Genomic DNA, 18,940 nt, shown 5'->3' with positions numbered 1-18,940 from the left:
ATTATGAAAAAAAGGATGATATTAGTAGTTAGTTGTTTTTTTTTAGCATTGCTATCTTGTAAAAAAGATGTAAATCAAGAAAATAACACTAAAAATAATGACGAAGCAGTTCTTGTTTTTCCTGATACGGTATATATCAATGAAAAATATGATGGCAAAATAGATTATAAAAGTGATTTAGATACAATTACTAAAAAGTTTAATGATGTCAAAAAAGCTAGATTTATATTTTACTCTTTTCTAAGAACCTATGACAAAAATTATGATGTAGAATATTTAAAAAGAATAGTAAAAGACACGTTTGTAGCAGAAACAAATAAAATGATTCCATTATACAATATCAAATTTGATAAATTGGGCTTAAATTTTTTTGATGGTATTATTACAGATGAAGTCATAATTGAAAATGGTGCGATAGATAAAAATGGTGAGTCAATGGCTCGTATTATTACTCACGAAACTAGACTTACTCGAGGTGTTTATGTTATAGAGAGAAAAAACAAGAAATAGAAATAACCAAACTATGGAGGATATGTTTTTAGTTTTAGTAACCCAATAAGTTTTATTGATCCCGATGGAAAATTTCCAATATTAGTAAATGGAAAAGTGGGCGGAGATAGTGAAAGAGCAAGTTCTTCATATTGGAATTCAAAAATACGTTCAACTATTTCAAAACAGACCGGCTATTCTCAATCATCATTTAAATATGTCGATGGAGATCAAGGATTTAGTGCAAGTACAAGAATTAAGGCTGGATTAATAAAAGGTAAAGCTGATGCGGCTTCTATATATGCTAGAATGAAGAAAACAATGAAGGGTGGAAAAATCACAGAACAAATACAATTTATCACTCATAGTAGAGGTAGTGCTTTTGGGAAAGGCTATATGGATGGGGTAAGTGCTGAAATTGCAAATTTAGCTAAAAAAGAAGGTATTGAGTTTGCTTATGGTGCAGGGAATATTATCGAATATTCAGTAAATTTAGCTCCGCACCAGTCTAATAGTATTGATTATAAAGATAATGGTTCTAAAAATGTAAATATTAGTCATGTTGGAGATTATCTTTCGGGTGATGATGGAACTGGAAATGTAGTTAACGTGGAATCAGCAGAAACCAATGCCTTTGACCAACACGGAAATAGTACTTATAATAATGAATTAAATTTTATTTTAAATGTATTAAACAATAATAAGAAGAAGTCTAACTTATTGAATGAGGTAAAGGCGGCTTATAATAAATATAATAAAGATGCAGGGAAACGTGATAGACCAGTAATAACTAGCGGCTCAAACTAAAATAATAAATATGAATGATAATCAAATATTATACATCAGCTCTATTTTGTGTTTTGTACTAATAATTTTTTCAAGTAAACACAATAAAAAAAAATTCTTAATCAATAGTGGAATATTCATTTTATATAGCAGTATATTATACTATAAATACTTTTGTCAAAGTAAAGAAGGCTCAGCTTTGCTATGGTTTTTTTATCTTGAAGTTATTACTTTAGTACAAATACTGGTAGTTGGAATTTATTTATTGACCAAATTTGTTAAACGATAACTGCAATGACTTGATTATCTCCTTAGTAAAAATGAATAATCTACATCGAAGCCCGATCGCTTGGATATGCGCAACGATAGCGCGGAAATTCTTTTCGTGCCCACAAAGCGCATCGACAAAGAGTAAAAAGTCAAAACTCGTCAGTAATGGCGAGTTTTTTTAGGTCAAAAAGCAAAAAAATATAAATTACTTTTTGCCTTTTTTTTGGAACAATGCCCAAGCTAACAGCCGAACAACAAAAAGCATTAGATACCTATCTAAAAAGTTTAGGAGTTCCTCCTGGACCTCCAACACAACAGGGTATTTACGCTACACCAGAATTTACAGGAGATCCTTACCCAACAGCAGTAATAAAACCTGTTGAAGAAAATCAGGAACCGCCGGAAGGCTGGCCACGAAACCCTATCTTTAATGCACCGGGAGATGTACCAGGGCCACCGGTACAATTTGGCCCACCGATAGAACCCACTACAGTTAGGCCTGGTGAAGGATTTACAGGAATTGGTTTGCCGGAGAATGATATTTTTTACTTTCATCCTGATCATTTAGGAAGCACTTCGTATATTACATCCCGAAATGGTTCTATTTCACAACATGTGGAGTATATTGCTTTTGGAGAAATTTTATTTGAAGAGCACGCATCCTCTTTTTCTTCGCCTTATTTGTTTAATGGGAAAGAATTGGATCGTGAGACGAATTTATCGTACTATGGGGCTAGGTATTTGGATATGAAGACTAGTTTATGGTTAAATGTTGATCCATTAACAGAGCGAGGTCTAGAATATTCGCCATATTCTTATGCCTTTAATAATCCGATAAATTTAACTGATCCTGATGGAAATTGGCCAGACTTACCCTCTTGGAGTAATATTAAAAAAACTTATAATGAAGCAAAAAAGACGATAACGAAGTCATACAATGATGCTAAAAAATCTGTATCTCAAACATATAATGAAGTCAAAAAAACTGCTACTCAAACAAAAAATAATGTTGTTAAATCGACTAAGCAAACATTAAAAGATGGTCAGAAATGGGTGAAAAACAATAAGAAAGATCTTTTAAAAATTGCGGACAACATGCAAGATACTGGAGATAAAATTGCCTATGTTGGATATGGCGGTGCAGTTGTTGGCTCAGCATTTGCAGGAGTTGGTGCAGCACCTGGTTTGGCAGTTGCAGCAGAAGGAGAAGGAGAAGGAATAGCTTTACTAGGTTCTATTTTAGAAATAGGTGTTACTGCAATAGCAGGTGATACCGATAAAGCTATTTCGAAAACTGAAAATGAAGTTGGGTGGTTTATTGCAGGTAAAATTGTAAGTAAGGGACTAGATAGAGTTATACCTGGGCCAACTCCTGATATAACCACAGAGGCTGCAGAGGTAATTAAAAATGGTAAAGATATACTTATTAAGGGAGCAGATGTGAAATTAGGTATAGCTAAAAAATTGTTGAATCAAAAGATAAAGAATCAAAAGATTAAAATTATGGATTATGAATATTTATTAAAGAGTTTTGTTTGTTTTGTGTGTGTGTTCTTGTTATATAAATACGATATTTGGTGGCGGAATAATAAAGTTAAAAAGAGAGGTGAGCTTTTAAACAATTATGATAATACAGTTAGACCTGTAAAAAACTTTGCACTGAAGATATTGTTATTTATACTCGGACTTATTTTCTTAATATTAGGTGTAATAAATTAAAAAATGGAAGTAAAAGAAATATTGAGGTTGTTATTACCTGTAGTAAGTATAATCGTTGGGTTTATTATTAGAAAGTCAAATAATCCAAATCTTGAATCTGTCAAAAAATATTGGTTATTTTTTATAATTGTCGGCGCTTTGCTTTTTTTATTTAGATTGTATAAATTTTTAAAATCATAAAAAAAATAAGTTATATCAGATAGTTGTTTGAACAGTTCTACTGAAAAATTTATAATTGCCTTGTCAATTAATACCTAAATAGAAGACACAAGAAGTAATTGAAAATGTAACTAGAGAATGTGCAGGAAATTATACGACAAAACCATATTTAATAAAGAAATAATTTTTATATTAAATATGGTTTTTCTAGTATCACTAATTTATTCTTTTTATTACTATCAAGAACTAAAAGAGATAGTTAGTAGAGAAAGTAATACTTATATTGTGAAAAATAAATATTCCCCAGGGAGAGGCGTAAATTATATTATTGTTTACAATAAAAAAGAGTACATTATCGAAGCTCAGGGCAATAAATTAAATATTAATTCCAAAATAGAATTAATTTATAGTGACAAGTACGATACTTTTTTTTATCCTAATAATTCAAAAAAACAGGAAATATATATATGTGGAATTATAATTTTAATTGTGGCTTTTAATTTAATTGTATTTGAAAAAAATAGATAATTTTTCAGACGTCCGCGCGCGCGCGATCCCTTCGTGTGTGTGAAAGTAATAAAAGTAAAAAACCTCGCGTAAACGAGGTTTTTTTATGTGAAAAAACAAAAAAATGTAGAAGCTACAGGAACTGGTCTGTCTGAGAATGATATTTTTTATTTAACCCCGATCATTTAGGAAGCACTTCGTATATTACCACCAAAAACGGTTTTATTTCACAGCATGTGGAGTATATTGCTTTTGGAGAAGTTTTGTTTGAGGAGCATAGTTCGTCTTTCAGTTCACCTTATTTGTTTAATGGGAAAGAACTGGATAGAGAGACGAATTTGAGTTATTATGGGGCCAGGTATTATGATGTGAAGACTAGTTTGTGGTTATCTGTCGATCCATTGGTAGAAAAATATCCGAATGTTGAATCTTATGTTTATTGTTTAAACAGTCCAGTTGTTTTAGTCGATCCTGATGGAAAACATCCTATTACAGGTATAATTGATGCTGTTTCTAGTTTTGCGCTAGATGTAGGTATGCATTATTTTGGAGGGATGTTGATTGAAGGCAAATCATCTGAAGAGGCATATAATGATATAGGATGGGCTTCTGCAACATGGGGTGCAGTGGGTTCGTATGCTATTTCATCTGTTACACCAATTGGAACAGCTACAGCTATTAAAATAAAAAGATTTGCTAAAATTGTTGGAAGGCGATGATGGTCTAATGAATATATTTTTAGAATCGTCTATAGAAGCTTTAGTTGAACAAGGTTTTGGAAATAAAGTAGATGAAATGCTAAGTAGCCTGAAAATCGAAAACAAAGCTTTAATAAGTAAAGTAAATAAATTATTAAATAAAGTAGAGAACGGTGATTCTTCTACAAGAATTAGAAAATATTTTAAAAAGGTACAACAACAGGGAAATAAAGCATTAAAAAACACAAACAATCTTTTACAGCAAAAGGCAAAAGATGCTGTTGCAGAAGGAATTATTTCAAAAGAAGCAAATCAAATTAGAAAAGGAAAACAAAAAGAAAATGATCAATAAAATTTTAAAAAGTAAATGGATTTATTTTTTACTGCTAATAGGTATAGTTTTATATCTAAGAGAGAATCAATTAATATTAAACTCTCCTAAATATATATTTTGGGTATTGTTTTCTATATCCTTTAGTACATTATTTGTATTGGAGATTAGGAATAAAATCAAAATAAAAAAAAGTATTTTGGATTATTTTTTTGTTATAATAACGGTCTCTTTTTTTTCTATTTATATGGCTTTAATTCTAAAAATTCCAATAAATGAATATATAATATATAAAAGTCAGAGCGAAATTTTGGTAAAAAAATGTAAAATATCAAATTATATTTCAGGTCGATCAGATAGATTGCTTTTTTATTTTGATGATAAAGTTTATAGTGTAGGGTTTCAAAATTCTAGCCATTTAGAGAGAAAAAAAATTATTGCTAACTTTTTATTAAGAGTTGAATACAAAAAATCTATTTTGAATACTTATGTTGTGCAGGAATATGGGTTAATTAAAAAATAAGGAAAACATGTTTTTTCCCTTGTTGGCGCGAGTATCTTGCTCGTGAGACAAAGTGTATGTTGCTTTTGGAGAGATATTGTAAGAGCATAGTTCATCGTTTAGTTCCCTGATCGCTCGGATATGCGTAACGATAAACCACCAACTTTGTAATTAATTTAAAAAAAAAACAATGAAAAACACTAAAATGAAAAAGTATACTAATATTTTTCTACTTGGATTTTTGTTCTCTGTAAATTCATGCGGCGTTTATGATAGTTATTATCATAAGGTAAAAGATAATAAAGCAGAATTTCACTCTATTGTAGAATACATTATAAGAGAAAAGTCATTAGAGAAGATGGATTCTGTGTTAATAAAGCAGAATAATTCTATTTCTTTAGAAAGAGCCTGTATTTATTATAATAAATATGATAAACACAATAAACTTGCTGATAATAGACTTATAGAATTTATGAATAAATATGATTTAGATCGAATTTGTTTAGAAAAACAAAACAATGAATTCTATTCTACCGTTATTATTTTTCATAAAGAATATAATCCTATTGTGGGGAGTTCCAGAACAATAGATTATGATTACGGAAAGAGCTCAAATAGAAATAAAATATTGCAAGGAGAAAAGAAAATTGGTGGAACATATAATAAAATTATAGATAGTGTTTTGATTTACTCTATCGATAAAACCCCTTCATTTGGTCAATAACTGCTGGTTTCTACAAATATTGCTCGCTAGCGAGTAAGCTTAACCCCAATCGCTTGAATATGCGCAACGATATCGCGGAAATTCTTTCCCTGTGGGCAAAGCGCATTGACAAAGAATAGAAAACTAAACCTTTGAAATTGCGAGTTTTTTTTATGTTTTAGAAATTCCAAAAAGCAAATTATCGCTGCATTATTTTGAAAGCATGCTCGTTTTATATTTACTTAAAAAGGATAAATTCCCTGGTATTATTTCAAAAAAATGCCTGATCCAATAAGTTTTGGTGCTATTTATAATGGGCATAGTATTGATTATAGTGTTGAAAATTTATAAGGAACGAGAGGCTTTTTTGAAAGAACATGGGATGTAATAAAACAAGCTATGACTCCTCCAGCATCATTACGTTAATAAAATTTATAAAAAAGATGAAATACAATTATGTAATTTTCTGTATGGTTTTACTGTTTATAAGCTGTAATAGAGAAACTAAAGTAGATAAACAAAAGTTGTTAGGAAATGATTATAGATTATTTCAAAATACACCTGCTTGGTTATTAGCAAAAGCAGTAGAAGATAATAATGTTGAAAAAATAAAGGAAGAGGTAATTTCTAATAAAGTCAATATAAATTATCAAGAATCTAGATTTGGAAACTCTTTATTAATGCTTGCGATAACAAATAGTCAATACAAAACCACTGAAGAATTATTAAAATTAGGTGCAGATCCAAATTTAAAAGATTTCTATAGAGGCTCAAATAGTGTAATTGATGCAACTGATAATGAAGATCCTAAGTATTTGATATTAGTACTGAAGTATGAAGGAAATGCTAATTCGTTAGAAACAGCGCCCGGTAAAGAGGGGAATCAAGCAAGAAGTACTGCTTTAAATAATGCGATATCTTATGTTGATGAATATAGTCTAGAAAAAGTAAAACTCCTGATAGATGCCGGAGCAGATATTAATTATTTTAATAATGGCCCGGAAGTATATACCAATTTACCTTTAGCTGATGCCTTAATTCATAATAATATGGAGGCATTACTATTTCTTTTAGAGAAAGGTGCAGAATATAATAAAGTAATGTACACGATGGGAGATGGTCACAAAGTTTTTATTTTAGAAGGATTAAGAAAATCTCTGATAGAATTAGATTCGAAACAATATAAATATAAGTTAAGGGTAGTTGCTTTTTTAAAGAAACACGGGTTAAACTATGAGAAAGAACCTATACCAGATTATGTTTTAAAAGAAATAATAAATCTCCATCCAAAAGATTGGGAAGAATATCTAAAAAAATATTAAGAATAGTTTGCTTTATGCTAATATAGAATAAATTTTAAAATCCCCAAATTTTCTAATTTTAGATAATTTTTTCGAGTTATTTTTAATCTTGAATTTAATAAAAATTCTATGTTCGTGCTATCTTTTTGTTTTTGAAGTTACTTAATTAAAAGTGAAGATTGATAAAAATGAAAGCCTCACATCATTGTGAGGTTTTTTATACATTTATAACTTTAAATTCTGAATCTTTTGATGAGTATTTCGTAATAAAAAGTAATAAAGATTTAAGAAAAAATTATTCAAAAAAGAAATAAAATGAAAAGGAGTGTTATTATATTTTTAATGTGTTTTACTGGTGCTTTAGCACAAAAAAAAGCAGATGTTGTAAGTGGTTATTATGTAAATAATGATGCCGAATTCTATTTTGATAAGAATGGTACTTTTACCTACTATGATTTTTCAGTATATCGATCAGACGTTTATATTATATTTTGTAATGAATGGACGAAAGGTAATTGGAGGATAAAAGATGAATTTATTGAGATAAGTTCGAATATGTTAGAAAACCCCATTTTATTTGATATTTCTGAAACAAATAGTAATGATTCAATAAATAATATTTCAGTTGCGTTGAAAGACGCTTTATTCAAAAATGATTATAAAATTATTTTAGTAAATAATAAAAATAAAGATTCTATAGAAGTTGATCTCAATCAAAAATTATCAAATGTAACTAAAGGTGAATATTTTTTAAAGTTATTGCCTAATAAGCAAAATCTGCAAGAACGTATGAATTTAAATAATGAAAGTTTTACATCAAAAACTTTCATTTTAAATGAACAAAAATCTTATAATATTCAAGTTGATTTTGACAAAAACATTTTTGCATATCGAACTTTGAAAGATGTGAAAATAAAAGTAAAACGTAACAAAATTATATTTGATAAGTGGAATTTCAAAAAAATGAAAGAGAATTATAATTCTAAAATATCGAATTATTATTAGTTAATATCTGTGATTGATGCACCCGCTAAACGAAGAGTTCTAATGAAAAGCTGTGCGAAGTCTTCTGACTTCGCATTCGCAATTTTTAATACATACCAAAATGGAAAGTGATTTTAAAACAGAAAATATTGATTTAATTCAACTTGTTGCAAAGAGACCAGCAATTTTTTCAATTCAAAATGTAGAATCTTTTTTTGTTTTTTTTAAAGGATATTCAATTGGTAAAAATGACTCAGTAGTTATTGATTTTTTTGACTCTTTTAGCGATTTTATCCATAAAAAACATCCTGAGAAGTGTTTAGGGAATATTGATAGTGAAAGAATCATTAGACTTTATAGTGTTAATGATTCTCATTCTTTAGAACGTGTGCGTTTTTTGATAGAAGAGTTTATAAGTGAAAGTACTATATACCAGATTAGGGAATATTGAAGTTTTTTTATAGATTCAATTATGAAATTTTAAAAGTAAAAAGCACCTCACTGTAAAAACACATTTATGAAATATACATTAATTATTACGGCTCTTTTCTTGTTGCTATCATGCAAAAATAAAGATGAAGAGATTGGAAGACCAGATCCTTATATATTAACAGAAAAAAATATTTCAGAGGATTGTAGCGCTTATCAAATGCGTTTTAAAAAAGGTGAATATATTTTAAATTTTGCTTTATCAGGAACTTGCAAGAAATTAAAGTTTGAAGAATATATTCAAGAATATTCTAGATATTTAAATCATTATCAAGATAGCTTATTAGTTAGGAAAGGCTACATAATGCTTAATTATCATAGTCATAATTTTTTAAATACTAATATAAAAGACTTTCAGGATTCTATAATAAATATTACAAAAAGAAATTTTAAAACAAATGTTTCTTTAGTAGAGTCAGATGAAGGCTTTTTTATGGTTAAAGTTGGTAATGGCAATGTGTCTGATTAAGTGCTGTTTTTGATATTAATCTTTTATGAAAGAGATCTTATTAAGAATAGAATAAAAAGAAAATAAAAAACAATGTATAAAAAAATATTACTAGTAATTCTTTTTTTGCTTACAATTAGCTGTAAAGATAATTGCAAAAATATAGAGAATATAGATTTTTCCAAAGACATAGAAATTATGGCTGAGTCTAAACAAATATGTGATGCCGATATTTCTTCTGCTAAATGGGGAATAAATTTAAAGCTAGAATATGATGATGATAATTTTTCATTATTTAGATTTAATGAAAAAATAAAAATCCTTTCAGATAAAAAAAGAAATATTAATCTCTGTATTAAAACTAATGAAGTTGAAAATTTTAGTGTGATTTATAATCCTAATGATAAATTTCTTTATGGTATAAATGAAATTTACTTTTTGGATAAAAATCTAGTAGCTCAGTATTCTATTAGTGAAAGTGGTTCTTATAAATATGAAGATGATTTAAAAAATAAGCAGATAAAATATTATTTAATTGATGAAGAGAACATCTCTTTTTTAAACTTAGACTACAAAAAAGTTTTAATTATATATGAAAAACTAAAAAAGATTAAAGTTAAAAATCCTAGAGTAGAAATTAGTCCTTATTATAAAAAACCTTATTCGTGGGAAATTCCATGAAAACCACCAGTGTTTTATGATTTTATTATAGTAAAAAAAAATAAAAACGAACTCAGTGAAATTTATTGTAATTATCAATTGTTAGAAAAAATGTACAGAGAAATAAAGAGATTAAGCCTAATTAGTGTGTCATTTATATTGTTTTCTTGTAATACAAAAAAGGAAAATGCAAAAGAATATACGGATTTTAAATTAATTAGAGGTTTGCAAATGCGTAAAAATGATGCGTATACTTATTCAAAAAAGTGCTTTTTATATTATGCTAATTACAAATTTTTGATAGAGGAATCTTTTAAATATGAAAAAGGATTATTAAAAGAATATGTTTATTGTTCCCCTGAAGGGCCAGATGTTAGAGATTATAATAAGGAAACCTATAGCAAGGATAAACTTGAATTTTCAAAGCAAACAATTAAAAATTATGATAATGAAATAGTTTTTAATAGTGAAAAATATAAAATAGACAAAATAATTAATGATAGTATTATTGCGACAAAGAGAGATGAAACAATAATAGTAATAATTGAAAATAAAAATGAAGAATAAAAAAGTATTACATGCACTTAAAAAATAAAAAAACTAAAATAAATAATAAATTAACTATTATCGATTGGATTAAGTTAATAGGATTCGTACTGGTTTATTTTTTCTTTATCAAGTCAAAAGATGTAATTATAAATTATCCATATTGGCTATTATTTACTGCGTTTGCAATTGTAGTGGTTATTGTTGCTATTTTGCAATATCGAACAATACAAAAAGAGTATAGTAAGACTGAAAAAGAGGATAAGCTTTTGTTCTTAGTAATAAATAGCCTTAAAATAGCAGTAATTGCTTATTTTGTTTCCGGAATAATTTTAATTCCATTTAATTATTATGCAATTTACAATTCTAAAGAAAGTCCTGTAAGTTCAGAAAAATGTGAAATTACAGGTATATCCACTTATTCAAAAAACAGAAGTATATTTTTTAATTTTAAAGGAAAAACTAATGTTGTAAATGGTTTTAAGCCAATAATGGAAGATATTAAGGATGATGGTAAATTTGAAAACTATTACTTTGCAGCACAAGTTAGGCAGGGCATTTGTAATACTTATATTCTTGAGAGTTGGGATATAATACAAAAGTAATTTTCTAATCGTGTAGATATCTGGAGAAAATGAAAGATAAATTTAAAATATCAGATAAAGAATTGCTTATTGCAATAAATACTATTTTTAAAGATTACGGTATTCCCGAATTAGAAAGGAACGGATTTGCAAGATCACCATTTAAAACATCGTGGTACGGAGAATACGATTCGAATATAAGAGGGTATTCTTATGAATTATGCAAGCTGACAGATCAAAATCATTTGCTCGATATTACAGTTGACATTGTGAGAGAAAGTAAGTATATTAAAATGTACTTGAATATTTTTGAACTCAATGAAAAACTAACTTCAGTTACAGAATTGAAAGATTATGACGGAATAAATTTTCATCTTCCGCCTAATGATTCAACAACTATGCAATTAAGAAGCGATGATTATAAAGGTCCGCCTTTGTTTTACATGCTTTTTTTACCCGAGTATAAAATAGGAAGATATAAAACCCAAAGCGGCTTTGAAAAACAGATAAATAAACTAAGAGATTTGGTAAAAAAAGACATGGCTAACATCGATTCTTTTGTAAAAAGATGGTATGAAATCCATAAACCCAATGTAACTGATTTAGAAGGAAATATAGTTTCTAAAATTCAGTAAAATTATGTGTGATAATCAACGATTATGCATTAATTTTCTTCTATACTAAAATTTTTAAAAATGAAATTAAAACCAAATTACCTTTTTCTACTGCTTTTTTTAGGCTTTGTAAACCCAATTTCAGCTCAGATAAAACCTTTAATAGTAAAGCGTTATTATCCTAAGGACTCAATAAAATACAGTAAAGCCGTTCCGGATGCTGAGTTTAATTATGAGAGCAAATTATATGGCAAAACAACGATGATTATTCATTGCGAAAGCCAGTACGGTCATTTTGAATTTGTTTTTAAAAAGAAAATCAACAAGCTCAGACGTATGATTGATTATAAAGATGGAGCTGTAAGTGAGGAATTTAATTTTAAAACAAAAAAATGGATTCATGATGAAGAAACCTGGAAACAGAGTGATATGAAAGGTAAACCCATTGATACTATTATTTTGAGCGAACACAATTTATATGCCTTTGTACTATTGCACGATCACGGCAGATTAATAGAAAAAGCTAAATTTCAGGATTTTGGCAATGAAGTGTACTGGCCTGAATTTGATTATCAAAAATGTACCATTAGCGACGAAGATAAAAATGGTAAACCTGAATTTTACTTATCATATATGGGAGACAGCGATGGTCTGGATGCAAAACCTTTCAAACAAATTATTTATACAATTCCTGAAAAATCAGACACTCAGAGTTTTGTAAAATTAAAAGCAACAGCTTATTATCCTTCAGGAAATGAAAATGATGTTTATAGAATTGAATACGATGAAAATTGGAAACAATTACCTAAGGCCATAAAACTTAAAAGCCAGAAAATAATTAAAGAGCATAGTTTAAAGTACAAAGATTAATAAAGTATTATCTAAAATCGTATTTTTTGTACAACCCTTTTTATGTCTATATTTACATAATACAATACATTTACAATGACAATAAACACATCTTCAAAATTTCGTTTTTTATTATTCTTCAGTATTATTTTGTTTGTGCCTACGGTAAAAGCGCAAAACGAAGCGTATTCAGAACCTCAAAGTCAAGAAATTGCAGATACTACTTTTGTGAATTTAAAAGATTATAGCAAAGATTTTGTTTATGATATGAAGTATGCAACAGAAGATAATTTTCTAAAAGCAAAAGTATACGATTGCGCCGAATGTTTATTGCGTTACAAGACCGTTCAGGCGCTTGTAGCGGCCAATAAAGAATTTATGAAGAATGGATGTAAAATAAAAATATACGATTGTTACAGACCTTTATCTATCCAAAAGAAAATGTGGGAGATCGTATCAAATCCAGAGTATGTTGCAGATCCTAAAAAAGGCTCCATCCATAATAGAGGAGGAGCCGTAGATATTTCGTTAGTATATGCCGATGGTATCGAACTTGAAATGGGAACTAAATTTGATTTTTTCGGAATTCAGGCCAGTCATAATTATAAAAAACTACCGGTTCCTGTAATCGCAAATAGAAAATATCTTAAATCCATCATGATAAAAAATGGCTTCAATTCATTTGATTCAGAGTGGTGGCATTATAATTTAAAAACCGGTTTAAAAGATAAAGTCTCCAACCAAACCTGGAAATGTGATTAATTATTCAACACATCTCATATTTTCCATAAAATAGGTATTTGGTTTGTAAACCTTTCCGTTTAACTCAGATGTTAGCTCTCTTTTTACAATATAATCTTCTATATTGGTCAGGTATTTTATTCGCATAATCGATACAGGAGATTTTTTCAGTTCTTCATAATTGTCTTTCATAAACATAAAAATGCCCGTCGTGATACGATTATCAAAACCTTTATCATCATGAATAAGCGTACCGCAATTTTCTCTGTCGATATGCATAAGCGTTACGATCTTTCCGTTTTCTAGTTGTAAAAAGATTTTCGAATTCTTATCAAAACAATTCGCTTTAATAAAATCTTTACTTTTCTGGATAAGTTGTAGGTTTAATGTTGGCAATCCATCAGTTTGGGCTAAAGCGAAGAAAATATAATCAAATGTTCCACCAAAATATTTTTCGCTAATAAGATAATCATTGGTTACTTTATAACTGCCAATAGAGTCATTTACATTTGCGCTGTATTCACATGGTTTTTGTGCAAATGCGGTAATCGTTAATAAAAAAAAGGTTAGAGTAATTAGTTGTTTCATTTTTTAGTTATTTTTCTGCAAATTAAAACTATTTTGTTATCATTTTTATCAGTTGTAAAAAAACAATACAAATTTCCTCCATTTTTTATTTTCCATTTTTTTCGAATGTTTTCTACCGTGTCCGGAAAATTTCGTGTAGTAATATTAGCCTGCTGGTTGGCAAGCTCAGTTTTCATTTCGTTTTTACTATAGGGAATCACTTTTTCGATTTCAAAAGTTCGTCCAGGAAAGTCAATTAATTTTTCAGAAGTGTATAAATGCGAGTGTTTATGCAGTTTATGGATGTCGTAAAAAGCACTAACTTCATCAAAACCACCTGATTTCATTATGGCCGAATTGGGTTCATAAAGGTGTTTTTGAGGCAAATGATAAGACGCGAAAATAGTATCATCACCCAATATAAATTCAAAAGTTTCAATTTTATCCTTTAGAATATTGGCTGTTTTTATACTGATTTCGCCTTTATAATGATTATGAATTTCAAAAAGCAATTCTTTCACCTCGTTTTCAAGCGCGATAATATGAATATTTTTAACGAATTTTAATTCAGATAAACCTGCGGAAATATCCAGTAAAGGAGCAGTTTTTATTAAAATAGAATTACTTTTTTCAAAATAAAAATCCAATAATTCAGGAACATTAGGCAAACAATCCTTCAACATAAAAACTTTGCCTTTTGCATCATTTCTTCGCGATGGGTCAATGTAAATCCAATCCCATTTAAAACCATTTTCTGCTTCATTCAGGATATTGGCAGAATCATCGGCATAACAAAAACAATTTTTCACTTCTAATTGTGTAAAATTATGTTTTACAATGGCCGATAAATCTTCATTGATTTCGCAATGAGCAACGACTTTAAAGTTTTTAGCAAAATAATAATCATCAACTCCAAAACCTCCTGTAAGATCGATTAAGCTTTTACCCGAAATTAAAGAAGCTTTATAAGCCGCCGTTTTTTCAGATGAGGTTTGTTCAACAGAAATTTTACTGGGATAAATGATATTCTCCGTTATAAACCAGGTGGGCAATTTATCTTTTGCTTTAGATTTTGCTTCAATCTGATTTAAGATTAAAATCCATTCGGTTTCAGGAAACGGATTCTTCTGAAGTGCTAATTTTGTAATTGGGGCACCACTATTTTGAGTTATAAATTCTTGAATATTTTTGTCTAAAATAGAAGTGTTCAATGCTAAATTCTTTCGGTTAATACAGATACAATTTTGTTATTAGGAAAAAATTCTTTCAAAATTACTTTTATCATTGTAAAAACCGGAATCGCAATAATCATCCCAACAATACCAAAAGTAATTCCGCTGATTAAAGTAATCAGGAATATTTCCAGAGGGTGCGAATTTACACTTTTTGACGAAATTATAGGCTGGCTAATATTATTATCAATTGCCTGAACCAATAAAAATCCTATAAGTACGTAGATCGTTCTGGGTAAAATCTCTGTCTGAAAATCGCTGCCAATCATGCTGATCATGGTTAAAATACCGGCCAGAGTAGTTCCTATTATTGGTCCTATATAAGGTATAATATTCAGGATTGCACATAAAAAAGCAATTACAAAAGCATTTTTATTTCCAAAAATCATTAATACAATTAAATATAAAATAAACACAACCGTTAGCTGAAGTAACAAACCAATGAAATAGCGTGTTAAAAAGTGATTGATTTTAGTAACTGAGTTTAGAATTTTATCCTCATTCGTATCCGGAAGAATTTTTCGTGCCGTTACCTTAAAGGTATCCTGATCTTTAATAAAGAAAAAAGTAATAAAAAATACCGATACCAGTCCCATACCCATATTGGCCATAAAACCTAAAATTGAATTTAGAAAAACGGTAAAATAGCTAAAATCTATTAGTGAGGTAATTTTAGAATCTTTTAAAACTTTATTCAAATCCATATGCTGAATATTGAAATAGGTCTCGATACTTTTTTCAGTTTGAATAAATTGCTGTTGCAGGTTATGGGTATCGAGTAAGGATAAATTATTGGCTTGCGAAATGATCAAAGGCACAAATAATAATATAAAACCCACTATCGCCAATATAAAGACTATTAATGTAGTTGTAGCTGCGAGCGAGTTACTGAATTTTAGTTTATTTTTTAAAAATTGTACTAACGGGTTTGCAATTAGGCACAATAACAAAGAGATGCATAAGTAAACAATTACAGTTTGTATTTCGTATAAAAAATATAAAACGATAAGAACAACAATAATAGTTGCTAAAGCTCTTAATATTCCGTTAGAAATAATTTTTGATGTGATCATATTTCGATTTTAGATTATAAATATAGGAAAAAGCTTTTAAAATTAAGGGATAAACAAAAAAAAGCGAGATGATTTCATCCCGCTTTTCACTTCATTATTTTATTCTGTTTTTTTAGATTCCAAAAGCAGCTCTCGCACCTCCTGTAACAAAGATGGCAGCCATTCTGTTTTTTTGTCCTGTAGAGAACATGTACATGGCATTATCATCAACATAATCCATGTAATTCATAGTCATTTCAACAGGAGTTCCTGAGCAAGTACTATAATGAGGATAAGCAGGTACACCATAATTTTCTTCATTATGAGTAGGAGTATCCGCTACTAAATCGCTTCCGCAAGTAGCGTCTCCCCAAATATGGCGTAAATTCATCCAGTGGCCTACTTCGTGAGTACCAGTACGTCCTAAATTAAAAGGAGCATTTGCAGCACCAGATAAACCAAAATATTTAGAATCGATTACAACTCCGTCTGTAGCAGCTGCTCCTCCGGGAAATTGCGCATAGCCCAATATTCCGCCACCAATTGCGCAAGACCACAAATTAAGTTTTGTTGTTGGCGAAGTTGGCGCTAAACCACCCTGAGCTACTTTTTTCATGGCATCGTTTGTTCCCCATGAAGTTTTTGTAGTCGATTTTCTAATGATCTGATCTAAAACAAATGAAATTCCTACATTCGCCTTTACACCGGCAAATAAGGCAGGTACACTATTGTAATCTGAATTTAATGCATTGAAATCCTTGTTAAGGACATCAATCTGACTTTGAATTTGTGCATCAGAAATGTTTTGTGCAGCTGTTCTGTACAAGACATTCACTACAACAGGAATTTGAACTTTTCCGTTTACAAGCTTCCCTGAAATCAAGGCCTTGTTTGTAAAAGCTTCAATTTCATTCATTCTGATCGCTAATGTGGGATCAGCTCTCAGTTGCTCATCTAAAACTTGTTGCGATGCACATGCGCGGCGGGTTAATGCAGTTGCTTCTGAATCTTTTGATTCTGCTGTTTGGTCATTTTGACAAGAAAACAGCAATAGGGCTGTTACCGCGGAAATAAGAACTTTTTTCATAATAATTTGGGTTTTTGTTATAAAAAATTACATTTGGTTGTTTGTTCCGCAATTTTATAACAAAATGATTTTGTAGCCAAATTTTTATAATGATTTATTTGTGAGAAATTTAGAAACCCTTGTATAATCTAGTTCTTACAAAAATATCAAATATATTTTTAATATGTTTTTTCTTACTTATAGTTTTTCGAAATGTATTTTAACGTATTTATTTGCTTTTAATCGAGCTTTTGTCCATTTTTTTAAATGCTATTTTTTAAAACGGTTTAAATTTAACAACATTTAAAGCAAAAATTAGTAAGAAGTAATCTCATACAAGGCAATACTTGCGGCCTGCACAACATTCATACTGGAGTTTTTACCAAACATATTAATGTGCACAATTTGGTTCGAAATTTTCAAAAGATCATCTGAGATTCCGTCAATTTCACTTCCTATCACAAGTGCAATTTTTTTATTATCAGGAATTACAACTTCTTTTAGAGGTTTACTATTGCTGGCAATTTCCAAAGCAATAATTTCAAAGTTGTTTTGAAGTAAAAAATCAACAAGTTCTGTCGTTTCTTCAATTATAATATGTGGCACATGGAGATGCGTGCTTCGGGAAGTTTTATTGATTTTTCTGGGTGTTAGTGGAATATCCTTTCCTAGAAAGATAATATTCTCGACCCCAAAGGCTTCGCTGATTCTAAAAAGAGAACCTATATTTTGCTGAAAATAAATATGATCGCAAACCAATGTTATCGGAAACGTTCTTCGTTCAAATTGATTTTCTTCGTGAGTAAGTTGCACTTTATAAGAATTAAGAATTAAGAATTAAAAATTAAAAATGAGAATTAAAAATTGAGAATTAAAGATGTGAAACTCCTGGCTAGCGCAAGAGCAATGAGGATTTTTAATTCTCAATTTTTAATTCTTTACGTTTCTATCGGTTTAATTGGTAAAAATGTAATTGATAATGTTGGCGCCCATTTTTAGGGCTTTTTCTCTAACAGCGATGGGGTCGTTATGCACTTCAGCATCTTCCCAGCCGTCGCCCAAATCACATTCGTATGTATATAATAATACTAATTTGTTTTCTACGAAAATTCCAAAAGCTTGTGCGCGGGTTCCGTCATGCTCATGAATTTTTGGTAATCCGTTCGGGAAAGGATATGGTTTTTGAAATATGGCATGATTCGCCGGAATTTCGATTAAATTATTATTTGGGAATATTTTTTTTATTTCTTTTCGAATGTATTGATCCATTCCGTAATTATCATCAATATGAAGAAAACCGCCGCCAGTGAGATAATTTCTTAAGTTACTTACATCAGCATCGCTAAAAACCACATTTCCGTGCCCTGTCATATGAACAAAAGGATACGAAAGCAAATCAGGATTACTTGGCTCAACAGTCGAAGGTTTTGCTTTTATCCTGGTATTGATATTCGCATTACAAAACTTAATTAAGTTGGGTAATGACGTTGGGTTTCCGTACCAATCGCCACCACCGCTGTATTTTAGCAAAGCAATTTCTTGTGAATATGAAGAAATAGAAAAAAGTAACAATAAGTAAAATATTCTTTTCATAATAATTATAAATTATCTGTAATTGCTTTTTTTATATACGACCTGTTATG

The 18,940-nt window shown here is 29.4% G+C and carries 24 protein-coding genes; 18 read left to right on the top strand and 6 right to left on the bottom strand.

Going from position 1 to position 18,940, the window contains the following annotated elements; genetic code table 11:
- Nucleotides 1-3 precede the first annotated feature (3 nt).
- The 18 genes from LNP81_RS23400 to LNP81_RS23315 all read left to right on the top strand — a co-directional run bounded on the left by LNP81_RS23400 (nt 4) and on the right by LNP81_RS23315 (nt 13,401).
- A complete protein-coding gene (locus tag LNP81_RS23400) occupies nt 4-510 on the top strand; it encodes a hypothetical protein (RefSeq protein ID WP_230039679.1) in 507 nt (168 codons plus the stop codon).
- A 96-nt stretch (nt 511-606) separates the two neighbouring features.
- Nucleotides 607-1,296, top strand: a complete 690-nt coding sequence (locus LNP81_RS23395; RefSeq protein WP_230039678.1) for a hypothetical protein — start codon at nt 607-609, stop codon at nt 1,294-1,296.
- Nucleotides 1,297-1,776: 480 nt separating this feature from the next.
- Nucleotides 1,777-3,264 (top strand): RHS repeat domain-containing protein, encoded by a 1,488-nt coding sequence (locus tag LNP81_RS23390; RefSeq protein ID WP_230039677.1) that lies wholly within the window; start codon nt 1,777-1,779, stop codon nt 3,262-3,264.
- 357 nt (nt 3,265-3,621) lie between these two features.
- Entirely contained in the window at nt 3,622-3,951 is a 330-nt protein-coding gene (locus tag LNP81_RS23385; protein ID WP_230039676.1) for a hypothetical protein, read from the top strand.
- Nucleotides 3,952-4,166: 215 nt separating this feature from the next.
- A complete protein-coding gene (locus tag LNP81_RS23380) occupies nt 4,167-4,649 on the top strand; it encodes an RHS repeat domain-containing protein (RefSeq protein WP_230039675.1) in 483 nt (160 codons plus the stop codon).
- On the top strand, nt 4,636-4,980 hold the full coding sequence (locus LNP81_RS23375; RefSeq protein WP_230039674.1) for a hypothetical protein: 345 nt from the start codon (nt 4,636-4,638) through the stop codon (nt 4,978-4,980). The genes LNP81_RS23380 and LNP81_RS23375 overlap by 14 nt, the downstream gene beginning before the upstream one ends.
- A complete protein-coding gene (locus tag LNP81_RS23370; RefSeq protein WP_230039673.1) occupies nt 4,970-5,482 on the top strand; it encodes a hypothetical protein in 513 nt (170 codons plus the stop codon). Before LNP81_RS23375 ends, LNP81_RS23370 begins: the two co-directional genes overlap by 11 nt.
- A 169-nt stretch (nt 5,483-5,651) precedes the next feature.
- Nucleotides 5,652-6,185, top strand: coding sequence for a hypothetical protein (locus LNP81_RS23365; RefSeq protein WP_230039672.1), 534 nt, complete (start codon nt 5,652-5,654; stop codon nt 6,183-6,185).
- 422 nt (nt 6,186-6,607) lie between these two features.
- Nucleotides 6,608-7,486 (top strand): ankyrin repeat domain-containing protein, encoded by an 879-nt coding sequence (locus LNP81_RS23360; RefSeq protein ID WP_230039671.1) that lies wholly within the window; start codon nt 6,608-6,610, stop codon nt 7,484-7,486.
- 294 nt (nt 7,487-7,780) lie between these two features.
- Complete coding sequence (locus LNP81_RS23355; RefSeq protein ID WP_230039670.1) at nt 7,781-8,470, top strand: hypothetical protein; 690 nt, start codon at nt 7,781-7,783, stop codon at nt 8,468-8,470.
- A gap of 100 nt (nt 8,471-8,570) precedes the next feature.
- Entirely contained in the window at nt 8,571-8,900 is a 330-nt protein-coding gene (locus tag LNP81_RS23350; RefSeq protein ID WP_230039669.1) for a hypothetical protein, read from the top strand.
- A 66-nt stretch (nt 8,901-8,966) separates the two neighbouring features.
- The gene (locus LNP81_RS23345) at nt 8,967-9,407 is read left to right on the top strand and encodes a hypothetical protein (protein ID WP_230039668.1); all 441 of its coding nucleotides are present in this window, start codon (nt 8,967-8,969) and stop codon (nt 9,405-9,407) included.
- A gap of 72 nt (nt 9,408-9,479) precedes the next feature.
- Nucleotides 9,480-10,067 carry a hypothetical protein gene (locus tag LNP81_RS23340; RefSeq protein WP_230039667.1) on the top strand — a complete coding sequence of 196 codons (588 nt, stop codon included), beginning with the start codon at nt 9,480-9,482 and terminating at the stop codon, nt 10,065-10,067.
- Between the two features lie 90 nt (nt 10,068-10,157).
- Nucleotides 10,158-10,613 carry a hypothetical protein gene (locus LNP81_RS23335; RefSeq protein WP_230039666.1) on the top strand — a complete coding sequence of 152 codons (456 nt, stop codon included), beginning with the start codon at nt 10,158-10,160 and terminating at the stop codon, nt 10,611-10,613.
- A gap of 11 nt (nt 10,614-10,624) precedes the next feature.
- A complete protein-coding gene (locus LNP81_RS23330) occupies nt 10,625-11,197 on the top strand; it encodes a hypothetical protein (RefSeq protein ID WP_230039665.1) in 573 nt (190 codons plus the stop codon).
- A 29-nt stretch (nt 11,198-11,226) separates the two neighbouring features.
- The gene (locus tag LNP81_RS23325; protein ID WP_230039664.1) at nt 11,227-11,811 is read left to right on the top strand and encodes a hypothetical protein; all 585 of its coding nucleotides are present in this window, start codon (nt 11,227-11,229) and stop codon (nt 11,809-11,811) included.
- Between the two features lie 60 nt (nt 11,812-11,871).
- The gene (locus LNP81_RS23320; RefSeq protein ID WP_230039663.1) at nt 11,872-12,660 is read left to right on the top strand and encodes a hypothetical protein; all 789 of its coding nucleotides are present in this window, start codon (nt 11,872-11,874) and stop codon (nt 12,658-12,660) included.
- 75 nt (nt 12,661-12,735) lie between these two features.
- Nucleotides 12,736-13,401: a M15 family metallopeptidase gene (locus LNP81_RS23315; RefSeq protein WP_230039662.1), complete on the top strand. Its 666-nt coding sequence runs from the start codon at nt 12,736-12,738 to the stop codon at nt 13,399-13,401.
- On the opposite strand, the gene LNP81_RS23310 is transcribed toward LNP81_RS23315, so the two are convergent.
- The 6 genes from LNP81_RS23310 to LNP81_RS23285 all read right to left on the bottom strand — a co-directional run bounded on the left by LNP81_RS23310 (nt 13,402) and on the right by LNP81_RS23285 (nt 18,890).
- Nucleotides 13,402-13,968, bottom strand: coding sequence for a hypothetical protein (locus LNP81_RS23310; protein ID WP_230039661.1), 567 nt, complete (start codon nt 13,966-13,968; stop codon nt 13,402-13,404).
- Nucleotides 13,965-15,158, bottom strand: a complete 1,194-nt coding sequence (locus tag LNP81_RS23305) for a THUMP-like domain-containing protein (RefSeq protein ID WP_230039660.1) — start codon at nt 15,156-15,158, stop codon at nt 13,965-13,967. Before LNP81_RS23305 ends, LNP81_RS23310 begins: the two co-directional genes overlap by 4 nt.
- A gap of 2 nt (nt 15,159-15,160) precedes the next feature.
- Nucleotides 15,161-16,252 (bottom strand): AI-2E family transporter, encoded by a 1,092-nt coding sequence (locus LNP81_RS23300; RefSeq protein WP_230039659.1) that lies wholly within the window; start codon nt 16,250-16,252, stop codon nt 15,161-15,163.
- A 112-nt stretch (nt 16,253-16,364) separates the two neighbouring features.
- Nucleotides 16,365-17,318 (bottom strand): zinc metalloprotease, encoded by a 954-nt coding sequence (locus tag LNP81_RS23295; protein ID WP_230039658.1) that lies wholly within the window; start codon nt 17,316-17,318, stop codon nt 16,365-16,367.
- A gap of 294 nt (nt 17,319-17,612) precedes the next feature.
- The gene (locus LNP81_RS23290) at nt 17,613-18,110 is read right to left on the bottom strand and encodes a TrmH family RNA methyltransferase (RefSeq protein WP_230039657.1); all 498 of its coding nucleotides are present in this window, start codon (nt 18,108-18,110) and stop codon (nt 17,613-17,615) included.
- A gap of 141 nt (nt 18,111-18,251) precedes the next feature.
- Nucleotides 18,252-18,890, bottom strand: coding sequence for a DUF4159 domain-containing protein (locus LNP81_RS23285; protein ID WP_230039656.1), 639 nt, complete (start codon nt 18,888-18,890; stop codon nt 18,252-18,254).
- Nucleotides 18,891-18,940 lie beyond the last annotated feature (50 nt).

Source organism: Flavobacterium piscisymbiosum, from assembly GCF_020905295.1.
Classification (GTDB): domain Bacteria; phylum Bacteroidota; class Bacteroidia; order Flavobacteriales; family Flavobacteriaceae; genus Flavobacterium; species Flavobacterium piscisymbiosum.
Note: the sequence above shows the minus strand (reverse complement) of the source record. Positions and strands in the feature narration are given on the sequence as shown.